This window comes from Pseudomonas japonica, from assembly GCF_900188455.1.
GTDB lineage: Bacteria > Pseudomonadota > Gammaproteobacteria > Pseudomonadales > Pseudomonadaceae > Aquipseudomonas > Aquipseudomonas japonica.
In genome coordinates, this window is sequence record NZ_FZOL01000019.1 from 14,895 (window position 1) to 31,663 (window position 16,769).

The window sequence follows — 16,769 nt, forward strand, 5'->3', positions numbered from 1 at the left end:
AGCAGGACCCCTAACGCCCGTGGCGGGTCAGCCACTCTCCCGCCAGTTCCCGGGCCCGCTGGTCGGCGGCGAATACCGCATCGAGCGAATCCACGGCAACCACCGGCTCCCGCTCCAGTACCTGTCCGATCATACTCGCGATCTCCGGGAAGCGGATGCGCCGCTGAAGAAAGGCTTCCACCGCAACTTCGTTGGCGGCGTTGAGCACCGCCGGAGCACTGTTGCCGGCCTCGGCCGCCTCGCGTGCCAGGCGCAGACAAGGGAAACGCTGTTCGTCCGGAGCCTGGAAGTCCAGGCGGGCGATGGCGAACAGGTCCAGTGGCGCCACACCGGAATCGATGCGCTCGGGCCAGGCCAGGGCGTTGGCGATCGGCGTACGCATATCAGGGTTGCCCAGTTGGGCCAATACCGAGCCGTCCACATAGTCGACCAGGGAGTGAATCACACTTTGCGGATGGACCACCACCTCGATCCGGGACGGCGGCGCGTCGAACAGCCAGCAGGCCTCGATCAGTTCGAGGCCCTTGTTCATCATGCTCGCGGAGTCGACGGAAATCTTCCGCCCCATGGACCAGTTGGGGTGGGCACAGGCTTGCTCGGGCGTCACCTGCGCCAGTTCGGCGGCCGGGGTCTGACGGAACGGGCCACCGGAGGCCGTGAGCAGAATCCGACGCACCCCCACCTGAGTCAGACCCCGCGCATAATCGCCGGGCAGACACTGGAAGATTGCGTTGTGTTCACTGTCGATGGGCAACAGCACCGCGTTGTTGCGCCGTACCGCCTCCATGAACAGGGCACCGGACATCACCAGCGCTTCCTTGTTGGCCAGCAGGACTTTCTTGCCCGCCTCCACCGCCGCCAGGGTCGGACGCAGGCCCGCCGCACCGACGATGGCCGCCATCACCGCATCGACCTGGGGATCGGCGGCGACCGCACACAAACCACGCTCGCCGACCAACACTTCGGTGCGCGAGCCTGCCGCATCGAGCCCGGCGCGCAAGGTGGCGGCACTGGCCTCGTCAGGCACGACGGCGAACACCGGCGTATGCTTCAGGCACAGCGCCAGCAGCTCGTCGAGCCTCGAATAGCCGGTCAGGGCGAAGGTTTCGTAACGATCGGGATGGCGGGCGATGACATCCAGGGTGCTCAGGCCGATCGAGCCGGTGGCCCCCAGCACGGTAATACGCTGAACACGACTCACAGGACGCCCCAGTCGGCCGCCCAGAGCAGCACGGCGAACAGCGGAATGGCCGCGGTCAGGCTGTCGATCCGGTCAAGCACACCGCCATGGCCTGGCAGCAGGTTGCTGCTGTCCTTTATACCGGAGCGGCGCTTGAACATGCTTTCGGTCAAGTCGCCGACCACCGAGCCCATCACCACCAGGGCCGCGCCAAACAGGCCGAGTATCAGTTCACCGATGCTCCACTGCCGGGTCAGGCCGACCGCGAGGGTAATCACCAGGCTCAGCGCCAGGCCACCGTAGACCCCTTCCCAGCTTTTGCCAGGGCTTACCTGCGGCGCCAGCTTGCGCTTACCGAAGGCTCGTCCGGAGAAGTAGGCCCCGATATCGGCCCCCCAGACCAGCACCATGACCGCGAGAATCAGCCAGTTGCCCATGGCCCAGTGCTTGAGCAGCACCAGACCTTGCCAGGCCGGCAACAATATGAGGGTGCCGATCAGCAGACGACAGGCGGCACTGGCCCACAGCTCGCTGCTGCGCGGGTAGGTCATCACCAGCCAGGTCGCGACGCCCCACCACAGAACCGCGGCGCCGAGCACCCAGGGTGCCAGCTCCGGGAGCAGGTGGAGCAACATCAGCAAACCGGCGATGACGGCGGCGTAGGCCACGCGCATTACCTGGGCCACCAGGCCGGCAAGGCGCGCCCATTCCCAGGCGCCAAGGGTAACCACCAGACCGATGAACAGGGCGAACTCCGCCCCGTCGAGCAGGAAGAACCCACCCAGAGCGATCGGCAGCAGGATCAGCGCGGTAATGATGCGTTGCTTGAGCATTAAGCACGGGCTCCAGCTTCGACCTGCTCGCTGGTTTTACCGAAGCGGCGCTGGCGCGAAGCGAAATCGGCCAACGCATTGCGCATGGCCTCGTGTTTGAAGTCCGGCCAGTAGAGGTCGGAGAAGTACAGCTCGGAATAGGCCAGTTGCCACAGCAGGAAATTGCTGATGCGGTGCTCGCCTCCGGTACGGATGCACAGGTCCGGCAGCGGCAGGTCACCGGTGGCCAGACAGGTCTGCAACAGATCGGGGGTGATGTCTTCCGGTCGCAGATGGCCAGCCTGTACCTCGCGCGCCAGGCGCTGGGCGGCCTGGGCGATATCCCACTGACCGCCATAGTTGGCGGCGACCTGCAGGATGAAACGGTTGTTGCCAGCGGTCAGCGCTTCGACTTCGCGCATGGCGGCCTGCAGCTCAGGGTGAAAGCGCGAGCGATCGCCGATGATCCGCAGACTGATGTTGTTCTCGTTGAGGCGCCTGGCCTCCCGGCGCAGGGCCGAGAAGAACAGCTCCATCAACGCCCCGACCTCGTCGGCCGGGCGTTGCCAGTTCTCGCTGGAGAAGGCGAACAGGGTCAGCACCTCGACCTTGGCCTCGGCACAGACCTCGATGACGGCCCGCACCGCGTCCACGCCAGCCTTGTGCCCGGCCACGCCAGGCAACAGGCGCTTCTTCGCCCAGCGATTATTTCCGTCCATGATGATCGCGACATGACGCGGCACCGAGGACGGCACACCCTGCTTGCTCTTTTCCATTGAAAAAACCCCGACCTTAAACGGCCATCAGGTCCTTTTCTTTTGCTTCCAGAGCCTTGTCGACTTCGCCGACGAACTTGTCGGTGAGCTTCTGCAGCTCGTCAGCGGCGCGACGCTCTTCGTCTTCGCTGATTTCCTTGTCCTTGGACAGTTTCTTCAGATCGGCCAGGGCATCGCGGCGCACGTTGCGCACGGCGACCTTGGCATCCTCGGCAACACCGCGAGCCTGCTTGGTGTAGCCCTTGCGGGTTTCCTCGGTCAAGGCCGGCATCGGAACGCGGATGGTGGTGCCGGCGCTGCTCGGGTTCAGGCCCAGATCCGAGGTCAGGATGGCCTTCTCGATGGCGGCGCTGAGGTTCTTGTCGTGAGCGACGATCTTCAGGGTGCGGGCGTCCTCGACGCTGATCGCGGCGACCTGGTTCAGCGGCATCTCGCTACCCCAGGCAGTAACCTTGACGCTGTCGAGGATGCTTGGGTGGGCACGGCCGGTGCGGATCGCGGCCAGGTTGCGACCCAGTGCCTCGATGGATTTGCCCATGCGGTCCTGAGCGTCTTTCTTGATATCGTTGATCATTCTTCGCCTTCCTCGATCAGAGTTCCTTCAGCGCCGCCCACTACGATGTTCAGCAAGGCGCCAGGCTTGTTCATGTTGAATACCCGCAATGGCATCTTGTGGTCACGGCACAGGCAGATTGCGGTCAGGTCCATCACACCCAGTTTGCGGTCGAGTACTTCATCGTACGTCAGACGATCGAATTTCTCGGCATGCGGATCCTTGAACGGATCGGCAGTGTACACGCCGTCGACCTTGGTTGCCTTCAGCACGACGTCAGCATCGATTTCAATCGCGCGCAGACAGGCGGCCGAGTCGGTGGTGAAGAACGGGTTTCCGGTACCGGCAGCGAAGATCACCACGTCGCCAGAGTTCAGGTGGCGAATGCCCTTGCGGCGATCGTAGTGGTCGGTGACGCCAACCATGGAAATGGCCGACATGACGATGGCCGGGATGTTCGAGCGCTCCAGCGCGTCGCGCATGGCCAGGGCGTTCATCACGGTCGCCAGCATTCCCATGTGGTCACCGGTGACGCGATCCATGCCGGCCGCGCTCAGGGCCGCACCACGGAACAGGTTGCCACCGCCGATCACCAGGCCCACCTGGACACCGATACCGACCAGCTGACCCACTTCCAGCGCCATGCGGTCCAGCACCTTCGGGTCGATCCCGAAGTCTTCCGAGCCCATCAGGGCCTCGCCGCTAAGTTTGAGCAAAATGCGTTTATAGCGAGGCTGACGACCACTCACCTGCTGAGCCATTGCGAATCTCTCCTGCGGCGTTTGTATAAATTCCGGGCGGACTGTTTTCAGTCTGCGCCAACTGTAGCTTGGCACCCTCGGGGCGCCAGAGCACAAGCGAATTTCGGCTTTTGGCACAAAAAGCGCCTGCGCTTTGACAAAGAGGCTGCGCGCGTGAGCGGGCAGCCTCTTTGGGGCGACAGATGTAAATCCGTCTTATTGCTTCTGGGCAGCAGCCACTTGAGCAGCAACTTCAGCAGCGAAGTCGTCTTCTTTCTTCTCGATGCCTTCGCCTACTTCGTAACGAACGAAGGAAACGACTTCGGCGCCGGCTTTCTTGGCCAGTTCACCGACCTTGACTTCCGGATCCATGATGAACGCTTGCTCGACCAGGCTGGCTTCGGACAGGAACTTGGCGATACGGCCCTTGACCATGTTCTCGACGATGTTCTCTGGCTTGCCGGCGATTTTTTCGGCGTTCAGCTGCAGGAAGATTTCTTTTTCCTTGGCAACCAGTTCCTCGGAAACGTCTTCCGGACGAACGACGGCAGGGTTGCTGGCCGCTACGTGCATGGCGATCTGCTTGGCCAGCTCAGGGTTGCCGCCTTTCAGGACAACCAGGACACCGATGCGGTGGCCGTGCAGGTAGGAACCGATCACGTCACCTTCGACAGCCGACAGACGACGGATGTTGACGTTCTCGCCGCACTTGGCGACCAGGGCTTCACGAGCGGATTCGCGGGAAGCGATCAGCGGAGCGGCGTCGGTCAGGTTCTGTTCGAACGCTTCGTTCAGGCTGTCCTTGACGAAGCCTTTGAAGTCGTCCTGCAGAGCCAGGAAGTCGGTCTGCGAGTTGACTTCGATGATCAGGCCACGATTACCTTCGGCGCGAACGGCGATCGAACCTTCGGCGGCGATGTTGCCAGCCTTCTTGGCAGCCTTGATGGCGCCCGAAGCACGCATGTCGTCAATGGCTTTTTCGATATCGCCACCAGCGGCTACCAGTGCCTTCTTGCACTCCATCATGCCTTGGCCGGTACGCTCACGCAGTTCTTTTACCAGCGCTGCAGTAATTTCTGCCATTTCAAAATCCTCTTGGATAGGTTTTCAACCATTCCACCCGCTGTTCACGGGGGTTCAATTCTGGAAATCAACTACCTGTCTGTGTGCGGCGCGTCGATGATGCGGGCACTTGGCGACAGGAGGATTTCAAGGTGGCAAAAAGGGGGCCTAGCCCCCTTTTTGCGTGCCAATCGACGCTAGCGTCGCTTACTCGGCAGCTGGCGCTTCTTCAGCGTAAACTTCGGTGCCGCCGGCTACGTTGTTGCGACCACGGATGACGGCGTCAGCCATCGAACCCATGTACAGCTGGATAGCGCGGATGGCGTCATCGTTACCTGGGATGACGTAGTCAACGCCTTCCGGGCTGCTGTTGGTATCGACAACGCCGATGACCGGAATGCCCAGCTTGTTGGCTTCGGTGATGGCGATGCGCTCGTGCTCGACGTCGATCACGAACAGGGCATCAGGCAGGCCGCCCATGTCCTTGATACCACCCAGGCTGCGATCCAGTTTTTCCAGATCACGGGAGCGCATCAGGGCTTCTTTCTTGGTCAGCTTGGCGAAAGTACCGTCTTCAGCCTGGGTTTCCAGCTCGCGCAGACGCTTGATCGAAGCACGGATGGTCTTGTAGTTGGTCAGCATGCCGCCCAACCAGCGGTGGTCGACGTATGGCGAACCGCAACGTGCTGCTTCTTCAGCAACGATCTTGCCAGCGGAACGCTTGGTGCCGACGAACAGGATCTTGTTCTTGCCCTGGGCCAGACGCTCTACGAAGGTCAGAGCCTCGTTGAACATTGGCAGGGTTTTTTCCAGGTTGATGATGTGAATCTTGTTGCGCGCGCCGAAAATGAACTTGCCCATTTTCGGGTTCCAGTAACGGGTCTGGTGGCCGAAGTGCACACCGGCCTTCAGCATATCGCGCATGTTGACTTGGGACATGATAGTTCCTTGATAAGTCGGGTTGGGCCTCCACGCATCCCAATGACCAACCCGCGATCCGTGGATCGGGGCACCCAGGTCACCGTGTCGATACGTGTGTGGGTTAGAGCTTTCGGGGCCATCCCCGGAAAGCGGCGCATTTTATACCACACTCGAATGACGAACGAAACCCGAAATACCAATGCCCTTGCGGGCTTTTGCACCCCGGGCACAATCGCGCCAGAATGCCAGCATCCATGAAGGCAGCAGTCGCCGTGCGAGGCCCTGAACCGGCGCTCGCTCTGCTAGAATCGCGCCTTTCCCGTTCGCCCGCGCCCCGGGGCGCCGTAGAGAGCCTGCAATGACCGTCACCATCAAAACCGCCGAAGACATCGAAAAGATGCGCGTCGCCGGCCGCCTTGCCGCCGAAGTCCTGGAAATGATCGAAGAGCACGTCAAGCCTGGCGTGACCACCGAAGAACTGGATCGCATCTGCCACGACTACATCGTCAACGTTCAGCAGGCCATCCCCGCCCCGCTCAACTACAAGGGTTTTCCCAAGTCGATCTGCACTTCGATCAACCATGTGGTGTGCCACGGCATCCCCAATGAAAAGCCGCTCAAGGCCGGTGACACCCTGAACATCGACGTCACCGTGATCAAGGACGGCTACCACGGCGACACCAGCCGCATGTTCCACGTCGGCGGCGTGCCGGTCTGGGCCGAGCGGCTGTCCCAGGTCACCCAGGAATGCCTGTACAAGGCCATCGAGCTGGTCCGGCCGGGCTGCCGTCTGGGCGACATCGGCGAAGTGATCCAGAAACACGCGGAAAAGAATGGTTTCTCGGTGGTTCGCGAATTCTGCGGCCACGGCATCGGCAAGGTGTTCCACGAAGAGCCGCAGATCCTCCACTACGGCCGCGCCGGCACCGGCATGGAACTGAAGGAAGGCATGACCTTCACCATCGAACCGATGATCAACCAGGGCAAGGCCGACACCAAGGTGCTGGGCGACGGCTGGACCGCCATCACCAAGGACCGCAAGCTCTCGGCCCAGTGGGAACACACCCTGGTGGTCACCGCGACCGGTTACGAAATCTTCACCCTGCGCAAAGACGACACCATCCCCCGTACTTCAGCCTGACCAGACAGGACGATTCGATGCCCCAGGTGGATCCCGAGCTGTTCGATCGCGGCCAGTTCCAGGCGGAACTGGCCCTCAAGTCAAGCCCCATCGCGGCGTTCAAGAAGGCCATCCGCCGCGCCGGCGAGGTGCTTGACCAGCGTTTTCGCGAAGGCCGCGACATCCGCCGGCTGATCGAGGATCGCGCCTGGTTCGTCGACAATGTCCTGCAACAGGCCTGGAAGCAGTTCGACTGGAGCGAGGATGCCGACATCGCCCTGGTCGCGGTGGGCGGTTACGGCCGCGGCGAACTGCATCCTTACTCCGATATCGACCTGCTGATCCTGCTGGACAGTGCCGATCATGAGGTTTTCCGCGATTCGATCGAGCGTTTTCTCACCCTGCTGTGGGACATCGGCCTGGAAGTAGGCCAGAGCGTGCGCTCGGTGGACGAATGCGCCGAACAGGCCCGCGCCGACCTGACGGTGATCACCAACCTGATGGAAAGCCGCACCGTCGCCGGCCCCGAACACCTGCGCCAGCGCATGCTGGACGTCACCAGCACCGCGCACATGTGGCCGAGCAAGGAGTTCTTCCTGGCCAAGCGCGCCGAGCAGAAGGCCCGCCACCACAAGTACAACGACACCGAGTACAACCTCGAGCCCAACGTCAAGGGCTCCCCCGGCGGCCTGCGCGACATCCAGACGCTGCTCTGGGTGGCTCGTCGTCAGTACGGCACCCTGAACCTGCACGCCCTGGCCGGCGAAGGTTTCCTCATCGAAAGCGAGAACAAGCTGCTGGCCTCATCCCAGGAGTTCCTCTGGAAGGTGCGCTACGCCCTGCACATGCTCGCCGGACGCGCCGAGGACCGCCTGCTGTTCGACCACCAGCGCAGCATCGCCGCCCTGCTCGGTTTCACCGATGACAACCCCAAGCGCGCCATCGAGCAGTTCATGCAGCAGTACTATCGGGTGGTGATGAGCATCGCCGAGCTCAGCGACCTGATCATCCAGCACTTCGAGGAAGTCATCCTCAGCGAGGACAGCAGCAGCAATACCCAGCCGCTGAACGCGCGCTTCCAGCTCCACGACGGCTATATCGAGGCGGTGCGTCCGAACGTGTTCAAGCGCACGCCGTTCGCCATGCTGGAAATCTTCGTGCTGATGGCCCAGCACCCGGAAATCAAGGGCGTGCGCGCCGACACCATTCGCCTGCTGCGCGAAAACCGCCACCTGATCGACGACGACTTCCGCAACGACATCCGCAACACCAGCCTGTTCATCGAGCTGTTCAAGTGCGAGATCGGTATCCACCGCAACCTGCGGCGGATGAACCGCTACGGCATCCTTGGCCGCTACCTGCCGGAGTTCGGCCTGATCGTCGGGCAGATGCAGCACGACCTGTTCCACATCTATACGGTGGACGCGCACACCCTGAACCTGATCAAGCACCTGCGCAAACTGCAGTACACGCCGGTGTCCGAGAAGTTCCCACTGGCCAGCAAGCTCATGGGCCGCCTGCCCAAACCCGAGCTCATCTACCTTGCCGGCCTCTATCACGACATCGGCAAGGGCCGTCACGGCGACCATTCCGAGATCGGCGCGGTGGACGCCGAGGCCTTCTGCGCTCGCCACCAGTTGCCGGCGTGGGACAGCCGCCTGATCGTCTGGCTGGTGCAGAACCACCTGGTGATGTCCACCACCGCGCAGCGCAAGGACCTCTCCGACCCACAGGTGATCCACGACTTCGCCCAGATGGTCGGCGACCAGGTGCACCTGGACTACCTCTACGTGCTGACCGTGGCCGATATCAACGCCACCAACCCCAGCCTGTGGAACTCCTGGCGCGCCAGTCTGCTGCGCCAGCTCTACACCGAGACCAAGCGTGCGCTGCGCCGCGGTCTGGAAAACCCGCTGGACCGCGAAGAGCAGATCCGCCAGACCCAGAGCGCCGCCCTGGACATCCTCGTCCGCGAAGGCAACGACCAGGACGACGTCGAGCAACTGTGGTCGCAACTGGGCGACGACTACTTCCTCCGGCATACCGCCGCGGACGTCGCCTGGCACTCCGACGCGATCCTCCAGCAGCCCGCCGGCAGCGGCCCGCTGGTGCTGATCAAGGAAACCACCCAGCGCGAGTTCGAGGGCGGCACGCAGATCTTCATCTACGCCCCGGACCAGCACGACTTCTTCGCCGTGACCGTGGCGGCCATGGACCAGCTCAACCTGAACATCCATGACGCGCGGATCATCACGTCGAGCAGCCAGTTCACCCTCGACACCTACATCGTGCTCGACAACGATGGCGGCTCGATCGGCGACAATCCGCAACGGGTCAAGCAGATCCGCGACGGCCTGACCGACGCCCTGCGCAATCCGGACGACTACCCGAGCATCATCCACCGGCGGGTGCCGCGGCAATTGAAGCACTTCAACTTCGCACCGCAGGTCACCATCCTCAACGACGCCCAGCGCCCGGTGACCATCCTCGAACTGATCGCCCCCGACCGCCCCGGGCTGCTGGCGCGGATCGGCAAGATCTTCCTGGACTTCGACCTGTCGTTGCAGAACGCCAAGATCGCCACCCTCGGCGAGCGCGTGGAAGACGTGTTCTTCATCACCGACGCCGACAACCAGCCCCTTTCCGACCCCCAACTGTGCAGCCGCCTGCAGGATGCGATCGTCGAACAGTTGCGGATCGACCAGGCCAGCGGAATCGAATCCTTTCGCCTGACCATTTAATGCCTTGACGAGACCACGCGCCGATGAACAACGCTTTGAACCAGCTTCAGCCCTACCCGTTCGAGAAACTCCGCGCCCTGCTGGGCGGCGTCACGCCGGCGGCGGACAAGCGTGCCATCGCGCTGTCGATCGGTGAGCCGAAGCACACCTCGCCGGCTTTCGTGGCCAAGGCCCTGGCCGACAATCTCGACCAGATGGCGGTGTACCCGACCACCCTCGGCCTGCCTGCCCTGCGCCAATCCATTGCCAGCTGGTGCGAGCGGCGTTTCGGCGTACCCGCCGGCTGGCTCGATGCCGCGCGTCATGTGCTGCCGGTCAATGGCACCCGCGAGGCGCTGTTCTCCTTCACCCAGGCGATGGTCAATCGCAGCGACGACGGCCTGATCGTCAGCCCGAACCCGTTCTATCAGATCTACGAAGGCGCGGCCCTGCTGGCCGGGGCCAAGCCGCACTACCTGGCGTGCCTGGACAGCAACGGCTTCAACCCGGACTTCGACGCAGTGCCGGCGGACGTCTGGCAGCGCTGCCAGATCCTTTTCCTGTGCTCCCCGGGCAACCCCACCGGTGCGCTGGTGCCACTGGAAACCCTGAAGAAACTGATCGCCCTGGCCGACCAGTACGACTTCGTCATCGCCGCCGACGAGTGCTACAGCGAGCTGTACTTCGACGAGCAGAGCCCGCCGCCGGGCCTGCTGAGCGCCTGCGCCGAGCTGGGCCGCAGCGACTTCAAGCGCTGCGTGGTGTTCCACAGCCTGTCCAAGCGCTCCAACCTGCCGGGCCTGCGCTCCGGCTTCGTTGCCGGCGACGCCGAGATCCTCAAGGCTTTCCTGCTCTACCGCACCTACCACGGCTGCGCCATGCCGGTGCAGACCCAACTGGCCAGCATCGCCGCCTGGAACGACGAAGCCCATGTGCGCGACAACCGCGACCTGTACCGCGAGAAATTCGACGCCGTGCTGGACATCCTCGCCCCGGTGCTGGACGTGGGCAAACCGGACGGCGGCTTCTACCTGTGGGCCAAGGTGCCGGGCAATGACGACGCCGCGTTCTGCCGCGACCTGTTCGAGCAACAGCATGTGACCGTGGTGCCGGGTTCGTACCTGTCCCGCGAAGTCGATGGCGTCAATCCGGGCGCCGGCCGCGTGCGCATGGCACTCGTCGCGCCGCTGGCGGAGTGCGTCGAGGCGGCGAAGCGGATCCGGACATTCGTCGAAGGCTGATCCGCTCATCCGGTTGTCGTGCCCGGCCGTGGCGCGACAACACCTGCCTTCCTGCCCCGCCGTAGCCCTGATCCCGTCGTCGCGCAACTGATATTTCTGTCAGTTGCGCCCGATCGCCCCTCGCCGAACACTACCTTCGCGACAGCCTTGCCGAGGCTGGCAAACCCTTCGAAGGTGGCAACATGGAAGCAACACTCCAGGCGGTCATGGCAATCATGGGCACGGACTCCAAGACTCCCCTCCTGAGCGGCGTCGACAAGATCAGCACCTACCTGCTCGGCGAAACGCTGATTTCAAAGGGCTACAGCAAGGACTCGGTGCACAGGCTGCTGCATCTGATGGACAAGAGCAGTAACAGCTTCATCGAACGCTCCGAGCTACCCGATCTGATCCTCATCCAGAAGAAACTGGACAACTGGGATACCGACAGGAACGGCAAGGTCACCTGTGCCGAGTTCATCGCCGCGCTGAGCAAGGACATGCAACTGACGGCCTCGCAACGCAAGATGTACGAACTGGCGTTCAAGGAGCTCGATGCCGACAACGATGGCCAGCTGTCTCATATCGAAGCCTTCGATGGCCTGGAGGTGGGCCGGGCCGGCTCGAAGACCCTGAGCGACGAGCAGTTGCAACGGATCCTCGGCGAACTGGGGCGGAAGGACCTGAACAACGACGGCAAGGTCAGCGTCAAAGAGTTCAGCGAGGTCATCGGCCCCTACCTGCCCAAGGAGGATCTGCAGGCCTTGCTCAAGAAGATCAACCTCAACAACGATGCCGAGATCACCTTCGTCGAGTACCTCAAGGACTACTACCTGGACTGGATCTCCGGCAACTGACGCGGTCGCCGACCATGGCCGCGTTACTTCACCTGCCCCAGATTGGCCTCGCTCAGGTCCAGCTCGCCCAGCACCTTGCGCACCACGTCGTCACCGACTTCGTGGTGCCGATGCAACCGGTACAGCTCCAGGCGCTGCGCCCGCAACGCGCGCAGGCGCAAGCGGCGCTCCAGTTGGTCCATCTGCTCGGCCAGGGCGCGGGCCTCGGCGCTGTCGTTGTAGGCGTCGAGTTGCTGACGGTATTCGGCCATCAGTCGCGCCTTGAGCTCGGCGGCCAGGGCCGCCTGGGACGCATCCTGCGCGGCGCCCGGCTCGGCGGTTTCCTCCGCCTCAAGGGCATGGATCGCCGCCTCGGCGGTGCGCCGCCAAGCGTCGTCGGCCTCCTGTTGCAAGGCATCATCGGGACTCTTCTGCACCCCGCGCAGCAACAGCGGCAAGGCGACGCACGCAGCCACCAGCGACAACAGGATCACTCCGGCGGCAATGAAGATCAGCAGGTCACGCTCGGGAAACGCCGTGCCCGCGCCCATCAGCAAGGGCACCGACATCACGCCGGCGAGGGTCACCGCACCGCGCACGCCGCCCAGGGTCAGCAGCCAGCAGGAGCGCGCATTGGGCAGCAGCACCAGGTCGCGCTTGCCACGCCAGCGCCGGATCGTGCCGATCAGGCGCCAGATGCTCTGCACCCAGACGTAGCGCAGCAACACCAGCACGACGAAGATCGCCACCACGTCCAGGCAGCGCCAGGCCAGGGTCGGCCACAGCGAGGCCTCGTGACTGGTCACGGCCTTGATGATGTCGGGCAGTTGCAGGCCCAGCAGCAGGAAGATCAGGCCGTTGAAGGCGAACTCCAGCAACGACCACACGCTGCGGTTGAGCAGCCGGGTGCTGGTCTGCCGTGGCAGCAGGTCGAGCCAGCTCTGCATCATCCCCGCCGCCACCGCCGAGAGAATGCCGGAAGCCCCCAACCGTTCGGCCAGCACGTAGGCGGCGAACGGCAGCAACAGCATGAACACCACATGGGTCGCCGGGTCGTCCCAGCCACGGGCGATCATCCAGGCACGCAGGCGCCCCACCAGCCAGCTCAGGGCGACGCCGATCGCCAGGCCGCCCAGCGCCACCAGGACGAAGGTCAGGCTGGCCTCGGTCAGGGAAAACACCCCGGTGATGGCCGCGGCCAGGGCGAACTTGAAGGTCACCAGGCCGGACGCGTCGTTCATCAAGGCCTCGCCCTGGAGCATGTGCATCAGCGGTGTCGGCAGGCGGTCCTGGGTGATGGCGGAAACCGCCACGGCGTCGGTGGGCGACAGCACCGCGGCGAGGGCGAAGGCCACCGGCAGCGGAATGCTCGGGATGATCCAGTGGATGAAGTAGCCGGCGCCGACCACGGTGAACAGCACAAGGCCCACGGCAAGTGTCAGGATCGGCCCGCGCAGGCGCCAGAATTCGCGTTTGGGCATGCGCCAGCCATCGGAAAACAGCAGCGGCGGGAGAAACAGAAAGAGGAACAGCTCCGGGTCGAGCGCCACATGCAGGCCGAGGGTCGGCCAGGCCAGCAGCGCGCCAGCCGCGATCTGCACCAGCGGCAAGGGCAGCGGCACCATGCGCCCGACCAGTTTGGAGACACTGACCAGCATCAGCAGAATGAGGACGGTGTAGGCTGACTGCATACGGCGTGTTTTCCTGTTCGAATCGAAAGCGTTCCCGGCACGCTGGACAGCAGCGCAACCTTGGACACATATAGTAACGAGCTGCACCCGTTGCGGGCCGCTGCACAAAAGTCGCAGGTCGCGGAGCAATATGTAACACCATGCTACACATCAGGATGCTGATTGGGCCTGCCTTGCAGCCCTTCGCGAGTACGCTCGCTCCTATGGGGCGTGGGTACAAACACCCGGCATAACAATCTGAGCAAACGCAATTACCGTGAAACCAGGGAGGTCTTCCAATGAGCACCGCACCGAACAACGATAGCCCCGATCGCGCCCTGCTCGTGATCGATATCCAGAACGACTTCACCCCCGGCGGTGCCCTGGAAGTGCCCCGCGGCGACGAAATCGTGCCGCTGGTCAACCAGATCGCCTCGGGCTTTCGCACTGTCGTCCAGGCTCAGGACTGGCACCCCGCCGGGCATATTTCCTTCGCTTCCAGCCACCCAGGCAAGGAACCTTACGACGTCATCGAATTGCCCTACGGTCCGCAGGTACTGTGGCCGGATCACTGCATCCAGGGCAGTCACGGCGCGCAGTTCCACCCCGGACTCGACATCCCGCACACCCAACTGATCGTGCGCAAGGGCGGCAACCCGGCGGTGGACAGCTATTCGGCCTTCTACGAAGCCGACCAGCAGACCACCACCGGACTGGCGGGCTATCTGCGGGAAAAGGCCATCACCACGGTCTACGTGGTGGGCCTGGCCCTGGACTTCTGCGTGGCCTGGACCGCCCTCCATGCATGCCAGGAAGGCTTCGTCACCTACGTGGTGCTGGATGCCTGCCGGGCCATCGACAACGACGGCTCGCTGGAGCGGGCCATGGCCGACATGAGCGCTGCCGGGGTGATTTTCATCGAATCGCGGCAGTTGCTCGCCCGCGCCTGAAGCGCGCCCGTAGCAAGCCCGCTCCACGAGTGTCGCGGGCTTGCGACATGCGCTGAAGATCAGGCGGACGGTGCGGCACCGAGAAACAGTTCCTGCTCGGCCAGGCGCCGCGCATGCAGACCCGCAACAACCTTTCCGCCACTCCGATCCCAGTGAAGAAACTGATCGGCAGCCCCGGCGTAGTTGCCCGCGTTGAGAAGCCGCAAAAGCGTGGAAGAACCCATATTGCGCAGACCGAGATCAAGCGCAAAGCTCATGAGTGCATCCCATTGCCCCTGATTGACTGGCACCTTGAGCAACTGCCCCAGGTCCACCTCAAGGGACTTGATTCGTTCCCTGAACATGGCATCCGCCTGGGACGCACTGATGACCATGCCGGGGCGAACACCGGTGGTGTCGCCATAGCCAATGGTCCAGACGCCAACAACATCCTGATAGGCGGTAACACGTAACCCGACGAATCGTTTGATCAGATCCAGGCCTGCTTCCGATGTGCGCATTTCAATTCCTTGAACAGTGATGGAAAAACCAGAAATACCGTAAACGCACGTCTCAGCATTAACGTGCGTCAACAACTCGCTCGACAGGCGAGTGACAACAGCATCGCTGTATCGCCCGTTTCGCGTCATACCTGAGCGCTTGCCCAAAAGGCGGTACTGTTCCCCCAGCCTTACGACCGCGAGGCAAGGACCAGAGTGACGTGGCATAATCACCGGCTGAATTTTCGGGAGGTATCGGGAGCGCTTCAGGCAAGCGATGAACCCAATATGAATCAATGACATACACTCTGTACGGCATCAAAGCCTGCGACACGATGAAAAAGGCACGTACCTGGCTCGATGAAAAAGCCATCGGCTACGACTTCCACGACTACAAGACCCAGGGCATCGACCGCGACAGCCTGAACCGCTGGTGCGCCGAGCACGGTTGGGAAAAGATCCTGAACCGCGCCGGCACCACCTTCCGCAAGCTCGATGACGCGCAGAAAGCCGATCTCGACCAGACCCGGGCCGTGGAGCTGATGCTCGCCCAACCGTCGATGATCAAGCGCCCGGTCCTCGACCTCGGCGACAAGACCCTGGTGGGTTTCAAACCGGACCTGTACGCGGCCGCCCTGCAGTGAGCCGCCCGCTTTCAATCCATTTCAGTACGAGGTAACCGCATGTCCAATTCCCTGTTCAGCCTGGCCTTCGGTGTCGGCACCCAGAACCGCCAGGGTGCCTGGCTGGAAGTCTTCTACGCCCAGCCACTGCTCAACCCGAGCGCCGAGCTGATCGCGGCCATCACTCCGGTGCTGGGTTATGCCGGTGGCAACCAGGCCATCGCCTTCAGCAACGCCCAGGCTGCGCAACTGGCCGAAGCGGTGAAAGCCGTCGATGCGCAACAAGCCGCCCTGCTGACCCGCCTGGCGGAAAGCAGCAAGCCGCTGGTCGCCACCCTGCTGGCCGAAGACGCCGCCCTGAGCTCGACGCCGGAAGCCTACCTGAAGCTGCACCTGCTCTCGCACCGCCTGGTCAAGCCGCACGGCCTGAGCCTGGCCGGCATTTTCCCACTGCTGCCGAACGTCGCCTGGACCAGCCAGGGCGCCGTCGACCTGGCCGAACTGGCCGAAGCGCAACTGGAAGCGCGCCTGAAAGGCGAGCTGCTGGAAGTGTTCTCGGTGGACAAGTTCCCGAAGATGACCGACTACGTCGTGCCGAGCGGCGTGCGTGTCGCCGACAGCGCGCGGGTACGCCTGGGCGCCTACATCGGCGAAGGCACCACCATCATGCACGAGGGCTTCGTCAACTTTAACGCCGGCACCGAAGGCCCGGGCATGATCGAAGGGCGCGTCTCCGCTGGCGTCTTCGTCGGCAAGGGTTCGGACCTGGGCGGCGGCTGCTCGACCATGGGCACCCTGTCCGGCGGCGGCAACATCGTGATCAAGGTCGGCGAAGGCTGCCTGATTGGCGCCAACGCCGGTATCGGCATCCCGCTGGGCGACCGCAACACCGTGGAAGCTGGTCTGTACATCACCGCCGGCACCAAGGTGCAACTGCTCGACGAGCAGAACCAGCTGGTGAAAGTGGTCAAGGCCCGCGACCTGGCCGGCCAGACCGACCTGCTGTTCCGTCGTAACTCGGTGACCGGCGCGGTGGAGTGCAAGACCCACAAGTCGGCCATCGAGCTGAACGAAGCGCTGCACGCCCACAACTAAGTGGTACGATCG

16 protein-coding genes are annotated in these 16,769 nt (G+C 63.2%); 7 read left to right on the forward strand and 9 right to left on the reverse strand.

Annotated elements, in window-relative coordinates:
- Positions 1-10 precede the first annotated feature (10 nt).
- The 7 genes from ispC to rpsB all read right to left on the reverse strand — a co-directional run bounded on the left by ispC (position 11) and on the right by rpsB (position 6,062).
- A complete protein-coding gene (ispC, locus tag CHB99_RS20890; RefSeq protein WP_042121922.1) occupies positions 11-1,201 on the reverse strand; it encodes a 1-deoxy-D-xylulose-5-phosphate reductoisomerase in 1,191 nt (396 codons plus the stop codon).
- Positions 1,198-2,013, reverse strand: a complete 816-nt coding sequence (locus tag CHB99_RS20895; RefSeq protein ID WP_042121923.1) for a phosphatidate cytidylyltransferase — start codon at positions 2,011-2,013, stop codon at positions 1,198-1,200. Before CHB99_RS20895 ends, ispC begins: the two co-directional genes overlap by 4 nt.
- Positions 2,013-2,768 carry a polyprenyl diphosphate synthase gene (gene uppS / locus CHB99_RS20900; RefSeq protein WP_042121924.1) on the reverse strand — a complete coding sequence of 252 codons (756 nt, stop codon included), beginning with the start codon at positions 2,766-2,768 and terminating at the stop codon, positions 2,013-2,015. The genes CHB99_RS20895 and uppS overlap by 1 nt, the downstream gene beginning before the upstream one ends.
- A gap of 16 nt (positions 2,769-2,784) precedes the next feature.
- Positions 2,785-3,342 carry a ribosome recycling factor gene (gene frr / locus CHB99_RS20905; protein ID WP_042121926.1) on the reverse strand — a complete coding sequence of 186 codons (558 nt, stop codon included), beginning with the start codon at positions 3,340-3,342 and terminating at the stop codon, positions 2,785-2,787.
- On the reverse strand, positions 3,339-4,082 hold the full coding sequence (pyrH, locus tag CHB99_RS20910; RefSeq protein WP_042121927.1) for a UMP kinase: 744 nt from the start codon (positions 4,080-4,082) through the stop codon (positions 3,339-3,341). Before pyrH ends, frr begins: the two co-directional genes overlap by 4 nt.
- Positions 4,083-4,277: 195 nt before the next feature.
- Positions 4,278-5,144, reverse strand: coding sequence for a translation elongation factor Ts (gene tsf, locus CHB99_RS20915; RefSeq protein ID WP_042121928.1), 867 nt, complete (start codon positions 5,142-5,144; stop codon positions 4,278-4,280).
- 186 nt (positions 5,145-5,330) lie between these two features.
- Positions 5,331-6,062, reverse strand: coding sequence for a 30S ribosomal protein S2 (gene rpsB / locus CHB99_RS20920; protein ID WP_009395267.1), 732 nt, complete (start codon positions 6,060-6,062; stop codon positions 5,331-5,333).
- 340 nt (positions 6,063-6,402) lie between these two features.
- Here rpsB and map point away from each other — a divergent pair, with 340 nt between their 5' ends.
- The 4 genes from map to CHB99_RS20940 all read left to right on the forward strand — a co-directional run bounded on the left by map (position 6,403) and on the right by CHB99_RS20940 (position 11,961).
- Positions 6,403-7,185: a type I methionyl aminopeptidase gene (map, locus tag CHB99_RS20925; protein WP_042121929.1), complete on the forward strand. Its 783-nt coding sequence runs from the start codon at positions 6,403-6,405 to the stop codon at positions 7,183-7,185.
- Between the two features lie 17 nt (positions 7,186-7,202).
- On the forward strand, positions 7,203-9,905 hold the full coding sequence (locus tag CHB99_RS20930; protein WP_042121930.1) for a [protein-PII] uridylyltransferase: 2,703 nt from the start codon (positions 7,203-7,205) through the stop codon (positions 9,903-9,905).
- A 23-nt stretch (positions 9,906-9,928) separates the two neighbouring features.
- Positions 9,929-11,125: a succinyldiaminopimelate transaminase gene (dapC, locus tag CHB99_RS20935; protein WP_042121931.1), complete on the forward strand. Its 1,197-nt coding sequence runs from the start codon at positions 9,929-9,931 to the stop codon at positions 11,123-11,125.
- A 182-nt stretch (positions 11,126-11,307) separates the two neighbouring features.
- Positions 11,308-11,961, forward strand: a complete 654-nt coding sequence (locus CHB99_RS20940; protein WP_084702546.1) for an EF-hand domain-containing protein — start codon at positions 11,308-11,310, stop codon at positions 11,959-11,961.
- Positions 11,962-11,984: 23 nt separating this feature from the next.
- On the opposite strand, the gene CHB99_RS20945 is transcribed toward CHB99_RS20940, so the two are convergent.
- The gene (locus tag CHB99_RS20945; protein ID WP_042121932.1) at positions 11,985-13,631 is read right to left on the reverse strand and encodes a Na+/H+ antiporter; all 1,647 of its coding nucleotides are present in this window, start codon (positions 13,629-13,631) and stop codon (positions 11,985-11,987) included.
- Between the two features lie 278 nt (positions 13,632-13,909).
- Between CHB99_RS20945 and pncA the strand changes: the two genes are divergently transcribed.
- Entirely contained in the window at positions 13,910-14,560 is a 651-nt protein-coding gene (gene pncA / locus CHB99_RS20950; RefSeq protein ID WP_042121933.1) for a bifunctional nicotinamidase/pyrazinamidase, read from the forward strand.
- A 59-nt stretch (positions 14,561-14,619) separates the two neighbouring features.
- Here the strand turns inward: pncA and CHB99_RS30175 are convergent, their stop codons facing one another.
- Positions 14,620-15,342 (reverse strand): lysozyme, encoded by a 723-nt coding sequence (locus CHB99_RS30175; RefSeq protein ID WP_245655578.1) that lies wholly within the window; start codon positions 15,340-15,342, stop codon positions 14,620-14,622.
- On the opposite strand from CHB99_RS30175, the gene CHB99_RS20960 reads away from it, so the two are divergent.
- Both CHB99_RS20960 and dapD read left to right on the forward strand, forming a co-directional pair.
- Positions 15,336-15,683, forward strand: a complete 348-nt coding sequence (locus CHB99_RS20960; protein WP_042121936.1) for an ArsC family reductase — start codon at positions 15,336-15,338, stop codon at positions 15,681-15,683. The two genes, CHB99_RS30175 and CHB99_RS20960, sit on opposite strands and share 7 nt — an antisense overlap.
- Positions 15,684-15,722: 39 nt before the next feature.
- On the forward strand, positions 15,723-16,757 hold the full coding sequence (gene dapD, locus CHB99_RS20965; protein WP_042121938.1) for a 2,3,4,5-tetrahydropyridine-2,6-dicarboxylate N-succinyltransferase: 1,035 nt from the start codon (positions 15,723-15,725) through the stop codon (positions 16,755-16,757).
- Positions 16,758-16,769 lie beyond the last annotated feature (12 nt).